The sequence below is a fragment of the Arthrobacter sp. 05L428 genome (genome assembly GCF_056397665.1).
The window spans coordinates 1-15,320 of the sequence record NZ_JBFTNW010000002.1 but is presented as its reverse complement, the minus strand read 5'-3'; the positions used below and the strand labels follow the sequence as shown (position 1 = coordinate 15,320).

Sequence of the window (15,320 nt, the reverse complement as noted above, 5' to 3'; positions counted from 1 at the left end):
GCTTCCTTCTTAGCTGGCTTCCTTTTTAGCGTCGGCTTCCTTCTTCGCGTCCGCGGCTGCCTTGGCGGCGCGTGCCTCCGACTGCTCGCGGATCATCGCCTGCTCCTCCTCGAAGCGCAGCCGGTCCGCACGGTCGGCGTCGTCGCCGTCCCAGTCCTGGTTTTCGGCCGTCGGTTTGGGATTGACAATCATTCCCTGGCCGTCATTTTCTGTGCTGGTGCCAGCCATGACCCGCTCCTTCCGGTAGAGGACTACCCCAATAGATCAGGCAAGCATACGCACAGTTTCCAAGGGGTGGAAGTGCCGCATGTGGCATTTGCCTACGCTGTGGGCGAAGCCTGGGGCTTATATTCCTGAACCACAGATGCCCCCGTGAGTATGTCTTCGACCCATGCATGGGCGGCACGGAATGCCTGGTCGGAGGTGTGCGGCGCCACCTCGGCGCGCTGGCCGTCAGCCCGGCCGTAGGAGCCAAGGAAGCGTGTCGCCGGACTGATCCGGTGCAGTCCGGCCAGCGCGTCGGCCACCCGGGCGTCGCCCACATGGCCGTCCGCGTCGATGCTGAAGAAGTAGTGGCCGAGGTACTGGCCGGTGGGACGGGATTCGATCCGGCTCAGGTTCACGCCCCGGGTGGCGAACTGATCCAGGATTTCCATCAGCGCGCCTGGCCGGTCTTCCGGCAGCGGGACCACCACCGTGGTCTTGTCCGCGCCGGTCCGTTCCGGCAGCACTCCGGGGCGCCCCACCAGCACGAACCTGGTCACCGCGCCGGGGTTGTCGCCGATGTTTTCCGCCAGCACCGCCAGGCCGGGCTGCTCGGCCGCGACGATGGGCGCACAGATGGCGGCGTCGTAGTGCGGGTCATCCTCCAGCAGGCCCATTGCGGCCGCGGCGGTGGAGGATCCCGGGATGTATTCCGCATTCGGCATATTGGCGTCGACCCAGAGCCGGCACTGCGCCCAGGCGTGACCGTGGGTGGATACCCTGCGAATGTCCTCGATCCGGACGCCGGGCCGGGCCACCAGCACGAAGCTGATCGGCACCAGGGCCTCGCGGAGGATCCGCAGTTCCTGGCCGGTGGCGATCGCGTCGAGGGTTGCCGTGACGCCGCCTTCCACGGAGTTCTCGATCGGCACCATCGCCGCGTCGGCCGAACCGTCGCGGACCTTGTCCAACGCGGTGTTGACGTTCGAGGAGGGGATGCGGATGGCCTCCGCGGCGCCTGGCACCTGCATCAACGCCGCCTCGGTGAACGTGCCTTCGGGGCCGAGGAAGGTATAGGTGACAGTTGACGCGGACATGGTTCTTCTTTCGTTTACAGGATGACGGGCTTGAGCCCGTTGTCGGACACGAGCGGCAGGCCGTTCTCGAGCCACTGGTCCATGCCGCCGGCCACGTTCAACGCTGAGTAGCCATGGCCGACGAGCCACTGCGCAGCGCGGAAGGAACGTCCGCCGGTGCGGCAGATAACATACAGGTCCTCGTCCGGATCCAGTTCGTCGAGCCGGGCCGGGAGCTGGTCGAGGGGAATGTGGACGGCGTGCTCGGCGTGGCCGGCCGACCATTCGTAGTCCTCGCGTACGTCCAGGATCCGCGCCGCTTCGGGAATGTCGGAAACGGTCACGGTGTCGATGTCGCTCATGGTCGTCCTCTCCGCTGAAATCAAGGTCTGCCTCCAGCGTATCGCCAGCGGTCGGGGCCGGGGGCCAAACAGGTGGCAGGTTACGCTTCTGGAGAGCGCAAAGGAGACCATTGGCTGAGATCCACGAGTTGTCCGCCGTCGCGCTCCGCGACGCCCTGCGCTCCGGCGAGCTCTCCGCGCGCCAAGCCGCGGCGCACTTCCTGGACCGCATCGCGGCCGACAACCCGCACCTTGGCGCATTCATCACCGTCACCGCAGAGCAGGCCCTCCAGGACGCCGACGCGGCGGACCGCCGGCATGTACGCGCGGCGGACGACGAACGCAGGGCGGCCCTGCCGCTGCTGCACGGCATGCCGACCGCGTTCAAGGACCTGACCGACGTCGCCGGCGTGGTCACCACGCACGGCAGCGCCGCCCTGGAGCACAAGCCCGCCGCCGACGACGGCGCCCTGGCCGCCACACTGAAGGGCGCCGGCGTCATCTCGCTGGGCAAGACGCAGGTCCCGGAATTCGGGCTGACAGCCTACAGCGAGAACCGGATCGCCCCGCCCTCACGCAACCCGTACGCGCTGAGCCGCAGCTCCGGCGGTTCCTCCGGCGGCAGCGCGGCCGCCGTGGCCGCCGGCCTGCTTCCCTTCGCCCCGGGATCCGACGGCGGCGGGTCCATTCGCATCCCCGCCGCCGCCTGCGGCCTGGTGGGACTGAAACCGGGCCGCGGGCTGGTCCCGGCCGGGGAAAGCACCGGCGACCCCGCCGGGCTGGTGGTCGCCGGTCCGCTGGCCCGTTCCACGGCGGACGCCGCCCTGATGCTCGACGCGCTGGTCCCGCCGCCACCAACCCGCCAATCACCCGGAGAACGGGCCGGAGAACCAGCCGGCCGCCGGCGCAGCTACCTGCAACTGGCCGGCCAGGAGCCACCCCCGCTGCGGATCGGCGTCAGCCTGGACAGTCCGTGGCAGGCTGTCTTCCCTTACACCCCGGACCGCGAAGCCCTCGATGCACTCCAGACCGGCATCAGGCTGCTGGAGGCGGCCGGGCACGAGACCGGCGAGGCCGCCATCCGCTATGACAACCGCTACCCCGGCGCGTTTACGACGGCGTGGACCGCCGGCGTCGGGAGCGCCCGCATCGCGCCGCAGCGCGAGGCCCTCCTGACCCCGCTGACCCGCACCTTCCGGCGGCGCGCCCAGCAGCGCAGCGCGGCGAAGCTGAACGAGGCCCTCGGGTTCCTGCGCCAGTTCCAGCGGGACACTGTTGCCCAGTTCTCGGCCTGGGACCTGGTGCTGAGCCCGACATTGGCTCAAACGCCCCGGCCGGTGGGCTGGTTCACCGGCGCCGCGCACGGCGACGGCTACTGGCCCGCCGAGTGGCCCGCCGACGCGGACGACGACTACCGCAGGCAGTGCGAGTTTGCCCCGTGGTCCTCGCTGGTCAACGTCTGCGGGCTTCCCGCAATCAGCATTCCGGTGCACTGGACCGGCGGGCCGCCCGGCGCCGGCCTGCCGATGGGAATCCAACTGGTCGGCCCGATGGGATCCGAGGCGCTGCTGCTGCAGGTGGCCGGGCAACTCGGCTTCTAAGCTGCCCCCCCGCGGGGATTACCCCGGCCGCGGCCGCGTGGGGTTTACTGGTGCCAACGCGGTTAACGACACGAGAGGGATCGATGAAGATCACCGGTGCAGTACTGGAGGAAATCGGCCGCCCCCGGCCCTTCGCGGAGTCCAAACCGATCAGTATCGCGGAGCTGGAGCTCTCCGCCCCCGGACCGACGGAAATCCTCGTCCGGCTCGAGGCGGCCGGCATCTGCCACTCGGACCTCAGCGTCGTCGACGGCAACCGGGTGCGCCCGGTGCCGATGCTGCTCGGCCACGAAGCGGCCGGCCGCGTCGTCGAGGTCGGCGCCGACGTCACCGACCTGCAGCCCGGCCAGCGGGTGGTCATGTCCTTCCTGCCGCGCTGCGAGCAGTGCGCCAACTGCGCAGCGGACGGCCGGCTGCCCTGCACCGCCGGTTCCAAGAGCAACAACGAGGGCACCCTGCTGCACGGGTCCATGCATTTGAGCCGCTCCGGAGAACCGATCTTCCACCACCTCGGCGTTTCCGGTTTCGCCAGCCACGCCGTCGTGGACCGGGCCTCCGCGGTGCCGGTCGGCGACGACATCCCGGCGGACATCGCCGCCGTCCTGGGCTGCGCGGTGCTAACCGGAGGCGGCGCAGTGCTGAACGCCGCCAAACCCCGGCCCGAGGACAGCATCATGATCGTGGGACTTGGCGGCGTCGGCATGGCCGCGCTGATCACTGCGGTCTCCCAGGGCCTCTCCCGGATCGTCGCCGTCGACACCCTGGACGAGAAACTGGAGCACGCCCGCCGCCTCGGCGCGCACGAAACGTACACCCCGCAGCAACTGGCCGAACAAGGCATCAAAGCCAAATTCGTCGTCGAATGCGCCGGCAGCGCGCGGGCGTTCGAGACCGCTTTCGCGGCCACCGACGTCGGCGGCACCACGATCACGGCCGGGCTGCCCTCTCCCGACGCCCGCGCGCAACTCTCCCCGCTGACCATCACTGCGGAGGCCCGCACAATCATTGGCAGCTACCTCGGCTCGGCCGTGCCGGCCCGGGACATTCCCAAGTACGCGCAGCTGTGGCGGGACGGGAAGCTGCCGGTCGAGGAGCTCATTTCCTCCCGGATCGCGCTGGCGGACATCAACCAGGCCATGGACCAGCTCGCCGACGGCAAGGCCGTCCGCCAGGTCATCATGTTCGACGCCGGATAGCCTGGCCGCGGGGTCCCCTTCGGCCGACGCTCCCGGCAAAGCGGGTCCGCGAAACACCCTCGAATTGACTTGCCCCGGAGCGCCGCGGATGTGACAATCGCGCGCCGCGGTGTCAGCATTAAGTAAATGAGCACAACTCATTTAGCCAATCCCCCCGCTACAACGCCGGGCGATACCTCGTTTTTTGGCCACCCGAAAATGCTGGCCAGCCTCTTCTCCGTAGAAATGTGGGAGCGCTTCTCCTTCTACGGAATGCAGGGGATCCTCCTCTACTACATGTACTTCACGGCCGCTGAAGGCGGCCTCGAAATCAACAAGGCCCTCGCCGCCAGCCTGGTCGGCGCCTACGGTGGCGGCGTATACCTCTCGACCATCCTGGGCGCCTGGCTCGCGGACCGGCTTTTCGGCTCCGAGCGTGTGCTCTTCGGTTCCGCGGTCATGATCATGGCCGGCCACATCGCCCTGGCCCTTATCCCCGGGATTCCGGGCCTGATCGCCGGCCTCGTGCTGGTGGGCGTGGGATCCGGCGGCTTGAAGGCCAACGCCACCGCCCTGGTCGGAAGCCTGTACCGCGAGAAGGACGAACGCCGCGACGCCGGCTTCTCCATCTTCTACATGGGCATCAACGCCGGCGCCCTGATCGGCCCGCTGGTCACCGGCTGGCTCCAGGAAAGCCAGGGCTTCCACTGGGGCTTCGGTGCCGCCGCCGTCGGCATGGCCGTCGGACTGGCCATCTACGCCCTGGGCCGCAACAAGCTGCCCGAAGAGGCCCACCGGGTGCCCAACGCGCTGCCCGCAGCCGAACGCACCAAGTACGGACTGATCTTCGCCGTGATCGCCGCGATCATCGCCGTGCTGCTGGCGACCGGCGTCGTCAACGCTGACAACCTCGCCATGTCCATGGCGTACGCGGCCATCGGCGCGTCGGTGCTCTACTTCGTCCTGATCTTCAGCAGCAAGAAGGTCAACGCCACCGAGCGAAGCCGGGTCGCGGCGTTCATCCCGCTGTACATCGCCTCCGCCGCGTTCTGGGCGCTCTTCCAGCAGCAGTTCACCTTCATCGCCGTGTACTCGGAGGAGAAGCTGGACCGGAACCTGTTCGGCTGGGAAATGCCGGCCGCCTGGGTCCAGTCCATCAACCCGGTGTTCATCATCATCTTCGCCGGTGTTATGGCTGCCCTGTGGACCCGCCTGGGACGCAAGCAGCCCGGATCGGCCCTGAAGTTCTCGATCGGCCTCTTCGTGATGGGCCTGGCCTTCCTGGCGTTCATCCCGCTGGCCGGCGACGGCAAGACGCCGCTGCTGGCGTTGGTGGGGATCCTGCTGCTGTTCACGCTGGCGGAACTGTTCCTCTCCCCCATCGGCCTGTCCGTGACGACCAAGCTGGCGCCCAAGGCCTTCCACACGCAGATGGTTGCCTTGTTCTTCCTCTCGGTCTCGCTGGGCACCACGCTGGCCGGCATGCTCTCGGGGCTCTACAACCCCGACGACGAACTGCCGTACTTCATCGGCGTCGGCGGCACGGCGATGCTTCTGGCCGTCGGCCTGGCTGCGGCCTCGCCGGCCATCAAGAAGCTCATGGGCGGCGTACGCTGAGCTAAATGAGCATCCGATATCGCCCGCCGGTTGAGGCGCGCGTCTACGTCCCCGCCCCCGGCGAGGCGTCCGACGTCGAACTCATGCCGGCGGGCGATGTCACTGAAGGCGTGGTGCGGGTCGGCGGGACAATCCGCCGACCGCACCAGCCGCAGAGCCTCGCCGTCGCAGGCTACCTCGACTGGCTCGAAGATGCCGGATTCGACGGCTCGCCGCGGTTCCTGGGCCGGGACGAGGAGGGCAGGGACGTGCTGACCTTCCTGCCGGGACAGTGCGCCGGGCCGGTGCCCGAGGCCTGGGTCCAGTCCGAGGAGCTGCTGGCCTCGGTGGCCCGTTTGCTGCGCCGGCTGCACACCGCCTCTGCCGGTTTCATGCCGGCCACCCACCCGTTTCCGCCCCGCTACATCCCACCGGTCGCCGTCAGGCAGGACCCCGCGGAGCTCGTGTGCCACCTGGACGTCACGCCGCAGAATGTGGTGGTCCGGGACGGCCTGGCCGCCGGGCTGGTGGACTTCGACCTCGCCGGACCCAGCACGGCGCTCAGGGATTCCTTCAACACTGCCATGCACTGGACGCCGCTCCGCGACCCGGCGGACGTGTGGCCCGGCTGGGAGGGAGTGGACCCGTTCCGGCGGCTCCGTATCTTCGCCGATGCCTACGGCTGGGACCAGGACGAACGACGCCGGGTGCCGGGGCTGGGCATCGAGGCCGCGTCGCTGAGCTATGAACGGATGGCACACAACGCTGCCACGCTCGGCGGCGGCTGGGCCCGGATGTGGGACGACGGCGTGGGCGGGCTGATCCTCCGCCGTCGCGGCTGGCTGGAGGCCAACGCTGAGCAGCTGGTGGCCGCTCTTACCGGGTGATGAAGTCCGCGTTCGCGAAGGCGACCCCCAGGATCACAACCACCAGCAGGGTGATGGCGATTGCGGCATAACCAAGGACCAGTCCCGCGATAGCCAGGCCCTTGCCGCCCGGCTCGCGGTGCAGCGCCAGGTGGCCGAGGACGACGGCGGCCAACTGCGGGAGCAGGAAGAAGCCGAAGCCGAGGAACGACGCGATGCCGCAGCACAGGCTCGCGATACTCAGGCCCTTAGGCGCGGGAGCCACGCCGTAGTAATACGGCTGGCCGTAAGCGTCCGCGTACGGCCCGGCCGGCTGGCCGTAGGCGTCGTAACTGCCGGCCGGCTTGCCGAGGTGCGGGGCCGCCGTCGGCATCGGCGGAACATGGCCGTCGCCACCGTATGGCGGACGATACGGCGGCGGCTGGTAGCCTCGGTGCGCCTCGTCATACCCGGACGTGGGCTGCTCGGTCATGGAAATCCCCTCTGACGTGTGTACGTCAAGATTAGCGCCGCGCCGTTTCCCCCAGCCGGACGCGCGGCGTCACAGCGGTCCGATTCGGGCGAAACCATGTCGCGGCACCCCCTCGTCTGGCATGCTGGAGCCATGGCTAGCCGCGCGGGCACAGTTGCCCAACCCCAAGACCTTGTTGACCTCACTGCGCTTCTGGACGCGTACTACGACGTTTCGCCGGATCTCGGCGACCCCGGGCAGCGGGTCGCCTTCGGCACCTCCGGGCACCGGGGCTCAAGCCTCAAGGCGTCGTTTAACGAACCGCATATCCTCGCGATCACCCAGGCGATCGTGGAATACCGGGCGGGCCAGGGCATCACCGGGCCGCTGTATCTCGCCAAGGACACCCATGCCCTGAGCGAGCCGGCGCAGAACTCCGCGCTTGAGGTGCTTGCCGCGAACGGCGTGCACGTGCTGATCGACGCCCGCCACGGCTACACGCCCACCCCGGCGTTGAGCCACGCCATCCTGACCCACAACAACAACTCCGCCGCAGGCGCGCCGCAGGCCGACGGCATCGTGGTGACGCCGAGCCACAACCCGCCCGGCGACGGCGGCTTCAAGTACAACCCGCCGCACGGCGGCCCGGCGGACACCGACGCCACAGGCTGGATCGCCAACCGCGCCAACGAACTGCTGGAGAACGGACTGCGCGGGGTCAAGCGGGTTCCGATCGCGGACGCCATGGCTGCCGGCACCACCGGCAAGTTCGACTTCCTGTCCAGCTACGTCGATGACCTGCCCTCGGTGCTGGACCTGAACGCGATCCGCGAGGCGGGCGTCCGGATCGGCGCCGACCCCATGGGCGGTGCGTCCGTGGACTACTGGGGCGAAATCGGCGAACGCCACCACCTGAACCTCACCGTGGTGAACCCGACGGTGGACCCGCAGTGGGCCTTTATGACGCTGGACTGGGATGAAAAGATCCGGATGGACTGCTCCTCGCCGTCGGCGATGGCCTCCCTGATCAACCGCATGGCTGCTGGCGCGGACGGGTCCGCACCCTTCGACATCGCCACCGGCAACGACGCCGACGCCGACCGGCACGGCATTGTCACGCCGGACGGCGGGCTGATGAACCCGAACCACTACCTCGCCGTCGCGATCGACTACCTGTACCGGCACCGCAACGGGTGGAACCCGCAGTCCGTGATCGGCAAGACCCTGGTGTCCTCCTCGATCATCGACCGGGTGGCCGAAAGCCTCGGCCGGAAGCTCGTCGAGGTGCCGGTGGGCTTTAAGTGGTTCGTCCCCGGGCTTCTGTCCGGCGAGGGTGCCTTCGGCGGGGAGGAATCCGCCGGCGCGTCGTTCAACAAAATGGATGGCAGCGTCTGGACCACGGACAAGGACGGCATCCTGCTGGCGCTGCTGGCGTCCGAGATCACGGCGGTGACGGGCAAGTCGCCGTCGCAGCTGTACAAGGGCCTGACCGACAAGTTCGGCGACCCCGTCTATGCCCGGATCGACGCCGCCGCAACGCGCGAGCAGAAGGCCGCCCTGGGCAAGCTGTCGCCGTCGGACGTCACCGCGACGGAACTGGCCGGCGAAACCATCACCGCCAAACTGACCGAGGCGCCCGGCAACGGCGCGGCCATCGGCGGATTGAAAGTGGTCACCGAGAACGCGTGGTTCGCGGCCCGGCCGTCGGGCACCGAGGACGTCTACAAGATCTACGCCGAGTCCTTCAAGGGCGCGGAGCACCTGAAACAGGTGCAGGCCGAAGCCAAGGCCCTGGTGGACGGGGTTATTTCCTAGCCGCAGCCGTGGACCGAGGCTCAGGCCGTCTGCTCCTCGCGGAGGCTGGCGGCCAGTACCGACCGGTCCCGGCCGAGCGTTTTGGCGCGGTAAAGAGCGGCATCGGCCGACGCGATCAGGGCCTGCAGGTCCACCCGGCCGGGGCCCGTCGAGGCAATCCCATAGCTCACGGTAGGAAGCCGCGCCTCAACGTTCGGCTGTGCCTCCTGCAACCGGCGGCTGATAGTGGCCGCCATCTCGCCGGCACGTTCCGGGCTGACGCCCGGGAGGAGCAGGACGAACTCTTCGCCGCCATAGCGTCCCACGAGGTCGGTTGAACGGACCGAGGCCGTGCACGCTGCGGCGAAGGTTTGCAACGCGACGTCCCCGGCCGCATGGCCGTACTGGTCGTTGACAGCCTTGAAGTGGTCCAGGTCTGCCAGAACCAGCGAGGCCGTGGTGCGGGCGTTGCCCAGGCGGCGCAGTTCGTTCTCTGCCAGATCCACAAAGGCGGTGCGGTTCAGTAGCCCGGTGAGCCCGTCAACCGTGGCCCGCGCCCGAAGGTCACGGGTCAGTTGTTCGTTGCTCAACTCGGCCATGGTGAAGGATGCGAGCACAAGGATCATCGTGGTGAGAAGGGTCGTCACCACGGAGCCGAAGTAGGTGACGAACACCGGCCCATGGGGGCCGTCAATGACAAAAACGGTCAGGCGTCCAAGATAGAAGAGGGCCAGGAGCGCTGAGCCGTAGGCGAGGGGGCGGTGCACCCTGGAGTAGTCGACGTCGAGCAGGAAGAGTTCGCGGCACGATAGACCCAGCATCAGCGCCATCATGCCCAGCATGACCGGGCCGCCGGACCAGTCGTTCGTGGCCGGGTGGTCAAACACCGAAACGACGCCCGTCACAAAAGGCCCCGCCGTCAAGGACCACAACCTCGGAATGCTCGTCCGCAGCGACCGGGCCCCTGCCCACATGGCTCCGGCGCCGCCGACCAGCAAGGTATTTCCCAGCGGGTTTGCCCACACTTGGTGGACCGTGCCGTCCCACAGATAGGACGCGGATCCAGTCAGGAAGAGCAACAGCGCCGAACACCACCAGCCGCTGAACGGGGAACGGGTCCGCCTGAAAGTGATGAAGTAGAACAGGCACAGCAGCGTCAGGGTTACTACAGCCAAGGCAACACGCAGGGTAGAGGTGTCAAGCATCATCCTGTGGTTCCCCCAGCACGCACCTAGTGACCCAAGTATTATTCGGAGTCAAACTCTCAATTTGACCTCAGTATTGCACCTCGGACCATAAATGAAGAGGTTCATTCACAATGTGGCCTCCCAGAGCCTGAGCACCCGCCGCGTGGCATGGCCGCCGTCGGGAGCCATGTCCACCAAGGCGATCCGGTCCAGCGCCATTTGCTCGCCCGCGTGGGGGGCTTTTTCACCCCGGTGGGAAACGTGCGGACGGAAGGCAGCCATCGTGTAGCCGGGGGTTGCGACCCGGCCATGAAGAGCCTCGACCGCTGCCACGAGGGCTTCGTGGAGGGCCTGGAGCGGGGCGCTGGGTTCGATCAGGCTGACCTGGACGGAGCCGCCGCGGCCAAAGCCCGCTTCCCCGCCCACGGTCACGGTGCTGCCCAGCGCGGCCCTGGCCGGAGCGTCCATTAGCCCGGCCACCTGGGTGGCCAGGGTGTCGCCGGAGGGGACGGCGTCAGCCCCGCCGTCGTCGGCTGGCAGTTGCTCGACGACGTCGAACTTCACCAGTGTGATGTGCAGCGGCCAGGCGTCGCGCGGAAACTCCATCCCCTCGGTAACGGGTTCCAGGAAGGCGACCACAATCAGATTCCGCATGGGCCCAGTCTGCCACTGGTCGCCGACGCCCGCCCCTGCCTGTGGCTGCCTCGGCCGCTTAGACCGTGCGGACCACGTCTTCGTAGGCGAACTTCGGCTTCGGGGCGCCCCAGGCGTCCTCGGCGGCCTGGCCGATGTTGACCACCATGAAGCTCTTCTGGCTACCGTCCGGGAAGAAGGCGGTGTCGATCTTGCTGAAGTCGGCACCGGTCATCGGCCCGGCAGCGAGTCCCAGCGACCGGACGGCGAGGATGAAGTAGCCGGCCTGCAGGTGGGCATTGTTGTTGCCGGTGGCCGCGGCGAGGTCCGGGGCGGCGTCGTACATTGCCTTGGGGGCGTTGTAGCCGGGGAGGAAGTTGTCCCACTGCTCGTGCCACGCGGTGTCGACGCTGAGGACCGCGACCAGCGGTGCGGAAGCCGTCTTGGCCCGGTTGCCGGCGGACAGGGCGTCCACCAGCGTGACGCGGGCCTCGTCCGAACGGACATAGGTGACACGAAGGGGCTGCGAGTTGAACGCGGTGGGACCAAACTTCGTCAGCTCGTAGATGGCGCGAGCCTGCTCGTCCGTGACTTCACCGGTGAAGGAGTTGGCCGTGCGCGCCTGGGCAAAGATGGCGTCCACTGCTGCGGCGTCGATTACTGCTTCTTCATGGGCGATAGTCATCGCGTACCTTTCGCTGGGCTTCCACCCCGTCCGGGGCACTCTTGCTGTCCCCCGGTTCAACCGATGCCCGGGCCGGCTGCTTCCCGGGGCGCGGGGTGACGTCGCCCACAGCGGGCTGATCGTGCCGTCATGCGTCCTTCGCCAGCTGCACCATGCGAATGCTGTCGCGGCGGTACATTGCGGCGTGGTCGTTGAGTTCCGGCCGTCCCGTGGCAGCCGCCCGGCCCTCGGAATAGTCGGCGAGTTCAACAAGCCTGGCGCCGAGTGTTTTCAGCACGTCCCGGCGCGGGAACGGTAAACCGTAGGCTGCAATCAGTTCGTCCAGGCGGCCCATTCTCTCCGGCCCCTCCGGCGCAGCGACGCCACCGCCCTCAATGAACGGCACCAACTGGTAGGCCAGATAGGCGAAATCCCAGATCCTCGGCCCGGGCGACGCCGCGTCAAAATCAAAGATTCCGGCGAACCGTTGGTCTTGGAACACCATGTTGTACGGGGCAAAGTCGTTGTGGCACACCACCTCGACCGGTTCGTGGGTTGGCAATTGCCAACTGAGCGTCTCGTGCGCCAAACCGACGCTGGAATCGTGGATCTGCCGGAGCAGGCCGGCCGCGTCCCGCAGGATCGAGGGATGCCAAATCCACTCCGGAAGCGGATACTGCACCACGTCCCCCGGCAGGAAGGACAGAATTTCGCGGCCTTGTTCGTCGAGGCCGGCTGCTGACGGAACGCGCGTGATTCCACTGGCGCGGAGCGCATCGAGCAAGGCGTGAACGGCCGGCGTCCAGGGCCCGGAGTTTCGGCGGACGGTGTCCCCCACGCGCACCACGATGCTGGAATTACCACCGGCAAGGACCTCTTCGTTCACCATCCAACCAATCTAGGGGATGGGGTGAGCGCCGGTTGGCGGTTCGGTGCCCGCCCCTTCGGTGAGGGGGACGGCGGCCGGCGCCCCGGGCGCATAGGCGCCCGGCGTCGTCGTGGTGCTAGGAGGACGAGAGCTCGCGGTGGTCGTTGGCCTGTTCGATGAGATCGGTGTCCGCCGGAACGTCGTTCAGGCGCCGGTTGGCGGGTCCGGAGGGAGACCCTGGACGCCCGCCCCCTCAGAAGATCTAGTGAGTTGGGCTGTAATGTCATCAGTCCAGTCGTCGATGGAAGCCCAATCCCGCAAGTCTCCGAAGTGGCCGCCGGTGAGCCGGAACAGGACCCGGAGCGGCCCTGGCATCTGGGCCGCCTCGTAGACACCCGAGAAGACTTTGTGGCCGCGAAGCTCAACGTCCTGGAACTGGGATTGTTCCAGGCGCTGCTGTTGTAGTGCCGCACCGCGCTTTCGAAAAAGTCTCGGCAAGGCGTCGGACATCCCCACGCTGAAGGTCCAGACAGGTCGTTTGGCCAGCTCGTGCGCATTGTGTGTGAAGAACACCAAAGCCGGATCCAGCCACGCCTGATTGTGGATGGCGCTGCCGACGACGAATGCGTCGTAGCCGGAGACAGACTTAACTTCCTCCACGGACCGGCACTCGACCTCGCCCAGCGCAACAGCCATGCGGTCGGCTACGTGTTGGGCGATTTCCCTGGTGGACCCCAGTGCACTTGCGTAGGCAACGAGAACCCTCATAGTTGAACCTCCTACCGTCCTCGCTCAAGTCTGTTGGAAGCTGGGGACGGTTGGAACCTGCCATAGGTCCCGGCACAGGCCAGCCTGCGACGGCCAGTGGCAGTATGGACGACCAGTGGCAGTATGTAGGTCGGAAGTCCGCTGTAATTTTAGGGGAAGGCTCGGCGAATGACGTTTGAGGAACTATCCGTCCGTCCGGGCGCGGAGGAAGATGCAGGCGAAGTTCGGCGGTTGTCGATCGCTTTCACACCCGCCGCCCGGGATGTGCCGCAGCAGGACTTCGACAGCCGTTACGCGAACGTACTCTCAGACGGGGCCTGGTGCGTTGCTGTGGCCCAGTCGGGCAGCCGGCTCCTCGGCTACGGACTGGCCCAGGACTTCGGGCCGGGTTTGCGCACCACCTTCACTACGGGCCGGGTCCATGACCTCTACGTCGATCCGGAGGCACGTCGGCTCGGCGCGGGGAAGGCGTTGATGGACTTCATCTTCGATTGGGCCAGATTACGGCCGCAGCCGATGATTCTCGACTGGCAGGCGAGCCCCTCTGCCGTGGGCTTCTACGAAGCGCTGGGGTTCCCGGCCGATCGTGCGGGCGACTATCCGGACTATCCGGGTTTCACTCTTGACCTGCGCGAATAGCGGCGGCGGATAGGAGTAGTTGGAGCGCGCAGCTGGGCGGCACCGGCTGCTCCTAATAATGTCTGAGGTCTCTGATGAACTAAGTTCATGGGAATCAGTGCAGCTCTCATTGCTCGTCCGGCCGGCTGGCCGGGCGGCGATGCGGACGGCTACGGCCCGGAACTCGCTGACGTACTCGCGCGAGTGCGGCGCCTGTGTACGACGGCGGCCGGGGATGCGGCGCTGTTCGGGTTCGGGGAGGCCGTGGAGTTCGCCGGCGGGGTCGAAGAGGCTGCCCGGGCCTTGGAATACCTGCAGGTTGTTGCTGCCGGGGAGGTGGACCGGACCCGCAAGGAGGCCGCCGCCGAGAACGCCCCGGTCCTCGATGACGGCTACCGCAAGACCGGTGAGTTCCTGCGGGACCGGCTCCAGATCACCGCCGTCGAGGCCCACCGCCGGCTGGCCCTGGCCGGGGACGTGTTGCCGCGGATCGGGATCACCGGCCAGCCGCTCCCGCCCCTGCGCGAGGAGCTCGCCGCGGCCGTGGCCGCCGGTACGGTCCCGTCCCGGTCCGCGACCATCATCACCCTCGCCCTGGCCCGGGTCCGGCCACTGTGCGATGCGGAGACGGCCGCCCGGATGGAACACGCCCTGACCCGGACCGCAGTGGAGCACGACCCGGATTTCCTGGCCCGGGTCGCGAGGCGCTGGACGGACGCGATCGACCAGGACGGGGCCGAACCCTCCGAGGAGGTCCTGCGCCAGTTACAGGGCGCGTTCGTCCGCAAACCCCGCCACGGTCTGCAACATCTGGAAATCTTCGCCACGACCGAACAGTTCGAACACCTGTTGACCGTGATGAACACCGCCACCAACCCCCGCACCACCGGTGCCGGCACCGGCACCGCGGCAGCGGACGCCCAAACGGCGGACGGCGTCAGTGCCGCTGGCACCGCAGAAAGCAACACCCGCCGGGCCGCTGGCGCCGACGACGAAGGGCGGGGCGGGACAGGACCGGACCTGGACCGGCGCTCGAGGCCGCAGAAACTCCTCGACGGCCTGGTCGGCGGCTGCAAAGTGGCCCTGGCTTCGGGCGCACTGCCCGCCACCGGAGGGCTGCGGCCCCAGGTGATGGTCACCATCGATTACCGCGACCTCCTCGAACGCCTCCACCGCCTCGAACAAGACACCGACGCCGACGGGGCCAGCGGCGGCGGCGGCCAGTTCAGCGGGACCGGAACCACCGGACCGGGCCAGTTCGGCCGTGCGGGAGAAGCCACCGGACACGGCCCCGGGGCGGGCCCGCTCGGGTTCACCGGCACCGGGACCCTGGCCTTCACCGGCCCCGTCACCGCCGCGACCATCCGCAAAATCGCCTGCGACGCGGACATCATCCCCGTCCTGCTCGGAGCCCAGGGCCGGATCCTGGACATCGGCCGCACCAGCCGGATCTTCCCGCCCCACCTCCGCAAAGCCAT

At 68.0% G+C, this 15,320-nt stretch carries 16 protein-coding genes; 7 read left to right on the top strand and 9 right to left on the bottom strand.

Annotated elements, in window-relative coordinates; genetic code table 11:
• Nucleotides 1-9: 9 nt before the first annotated feature.
• The 3 genes from AC1DH3_RS06405 to AC1DH3_RS06395 form a co-directional block, all read right to left on the bottom strand.
• Entirely contained in the window at nt 10-228 is a 219-nt protein-coding gene (locus tag AC1DH3_RS06405) for a hypothetical protein (RefSeq protein ID WP_175323934.1), read from the bottom strand.
• A gap of 92 nt (nt 229-320) precedes the next feature.
• Nucleotides 321-1,301: a prephenate dehydratase gene (pheA, locus tag AC1DH3_RS06400; RefSeq protein WP_476908865.1), complete on the bottom strand. Its 981-nt coding sequence runs from the start codon at nt 1,299-1,301 to the stop codon at nt 321-323.
• 14 nt (nt 1,302-1,315) lie between these two features.
• The gene (locus tag AC1DH3_RS06395; RefSeq protein ID WP_175323936.1) at nt 1,316-1,642 is read right to left on the bottom strand and encodes a rhodanese-like domain-containing protein; all 327 of its coding nucleotides are present in this window, start codon (nt 1,640-1,642) and stop codon (nt 1,316-1,318) included.
• 110 nt (nt 1,643-1,752) lie between these two features.
• Here AC1DH3_RS06395 and AC1DH3_RS06390 point away from each other — a divergent pair, with 110 nt between their 5' ends.
• From AC1DH3_RS06390 to AC1DH3_RS06375, 4 genes are all read left to right on the top strand, one after another.
• Nucleotides 1,753-3,222: an amidase gene (locus AC1DH3_RS06390; RefSeq protein ID WP_476908864.1), complete on the top strand. Its 1,470-nt coding sequence runs from the start codon at nt 1,753-1,755 to the stop codon at nt 3,220-3,222.
• 83 nt (nt 3,223-3,305) lie between these two features.
• A complete protein-coding gene (locus tag AC1DH3_RS06385) occupies nt 3,306-4,418 on the top strand; it encodes an alcohol dehydrogenase catalytic domain-containing protein (protein ID WP_441418159.1) in 1,113 nt (370 codons plus the stop codon).
• A gap of 126 nt (nt 4,419-4,544) precedes the next feature.
• The gene (locus AC1DH3_RS06380) at nt 4,545-6,014 is read left to right on the top strand and encodes a peptide MFS transporter (RefSeq protein WP_476908863.1); all 1,470 of its coding nucleotides are present in this window, start codon (nt 4,545-4,547) and stop codon (nt 6,012-6,014) included.
• A gap of 5 nt (nt 6,015-6,019) precedes the next feature.
• Nucleotides 6,020-6,880 carry a phosphotransferase gene (locus tag AC1DH3_RS06375; protein WP_476908862.1) on the top strand — a complete coding sequence of 287 codons (861 nt, stop codon included), beginning with the start codon at nt 6,020-6,022 and terminating at the stop codon, nt 6,878-6,880.
• Here AC1DH3_RS06375 and AC1DH3_RS06370 read toward each other — a convergent pair.
• A complete protein-coding gene (locus AC1DH3_RS06370) occupies nt 6,870-7,331 on the bottom strand; it encodes a DUF4190 domain-containing protein (protein WP_476908861.1) in 462 nt (153 codons plus the stop codon). The genes AC1DH3_RS06375 and AC1DH3_RS06370 overlap by 11 nt on opposite strands.
• 132 nt (nt 7,332-7,463) lie before the next feature.
• Here AC1DH3_RS06370 and pgm point away from each other — a divergent pair, with 132 nt between their 5' ends.
• Complete coding sequence (gene pgm / locus AC1DH3_RS06365) at nt 7,464-9,125, top strand: phosphoglucomutase (alpha-D-glucose-1,6-bisphosphate-dependent) (RefSeq protein WP_476908860.1); 1,662 nt, start codon at nt 7,464-7,466, stop codon at nt 9,123-9,125.
• Between the two features lie 20 nt (nt 9,126-9,145).
• Here the strand turns inward: pgm and AC1DH3_RS06360 are convergent, their stop codons facing one another.
• From AC1DH3_RS06360 to AC1DH3_RS06340, 5 genes are all read right to left on the bottom strand, one after another.
• Nucleotides 9,146-10,279: a GGDEF domain-containing protein gene (locus tag AC1DH3_RS06360; RefSeq protein WP_476893019.1), complete on the bottom strand. Its 1,134-nt coding sequence runs from the start codon at nt 10,277-10,279 to the stop codon at nt 9,146-9,148.
• Nucleotides 10,280-10,417: 138 nt separating this feature from the next.
• A complete protein-coding gene (locus tag AC1DH3_RS06355; RefSeq protein ID WP_476908859.1) occupies nt 10,418-10,945 on the bottom strand; it encodes a 2'-5' RNA ligase family protein in 528 nt (175 codons plus the stop codon).
• A 58-nt stretch (nt 10,946-11,003) separates the two neighbouring features.
• Nucleotides 11,004-11,609, bottom strand: a complete 606-nt coding sequence (locus AC1DH3_RS06350) for a malonic semialdehyde reductase (RefSeq protein WP_476908858.1) — start codon at nt 11,607-11,609, stop codon at nt 11,004-11,006.
• Between the two features lie 127 nt (nt 11,610-11,736).
• Nucleotides 11,737-12,477: a phosphotransferase gene (locus AC1DH3_RS06345; protein WP_476908857.1), complete on the bottom strand. Its 741-nt coding sequence runs from the start codon at nt 12,475-12,477 to the stop codon at nt 11,737-11,739.
• A gap of 183 nt (nt 12,478-12,660) precedes the next feature.
• Nucleotides 12,661-13,224 (bottom strand): flavodoxin domain-containing protein, encoded by a 564-nt coding sequence (locus tag AC1DH3_RS06340; RefSeq protein ID WP_476908856.1) that lies wholly within the window; start codon nt 13,222-13,224, stop codon nt 12,661-12,663.
• A 168-nt stretch (nt 13,225-13,392) separates the two neighbouring features.
• Between AC1DH3_RS06340 and AC1DH3_RS06335 the strand changes: the two genes are divergently transcribed.
• Nucleotides 13,393-13,863, top strand: coding sequence for an N-acetyltransferase family protein (locus AC1DH3_RS06335; protein WP_476908855.1), 471 nt, complete (start codon nt 13,393-13,395; stop codon nt 13,861-13,863).
• Between the two features lie 87 nt (nt 13,864-13,950).
• A partial coding sequence (locus AC1DH3_RS06330) for a DUF222 domain-containing protein (protein ID WP_476908854.1) occupies nt 13,951-15,320 on the top strand: 1,370 nt, incomplete at its 3' end.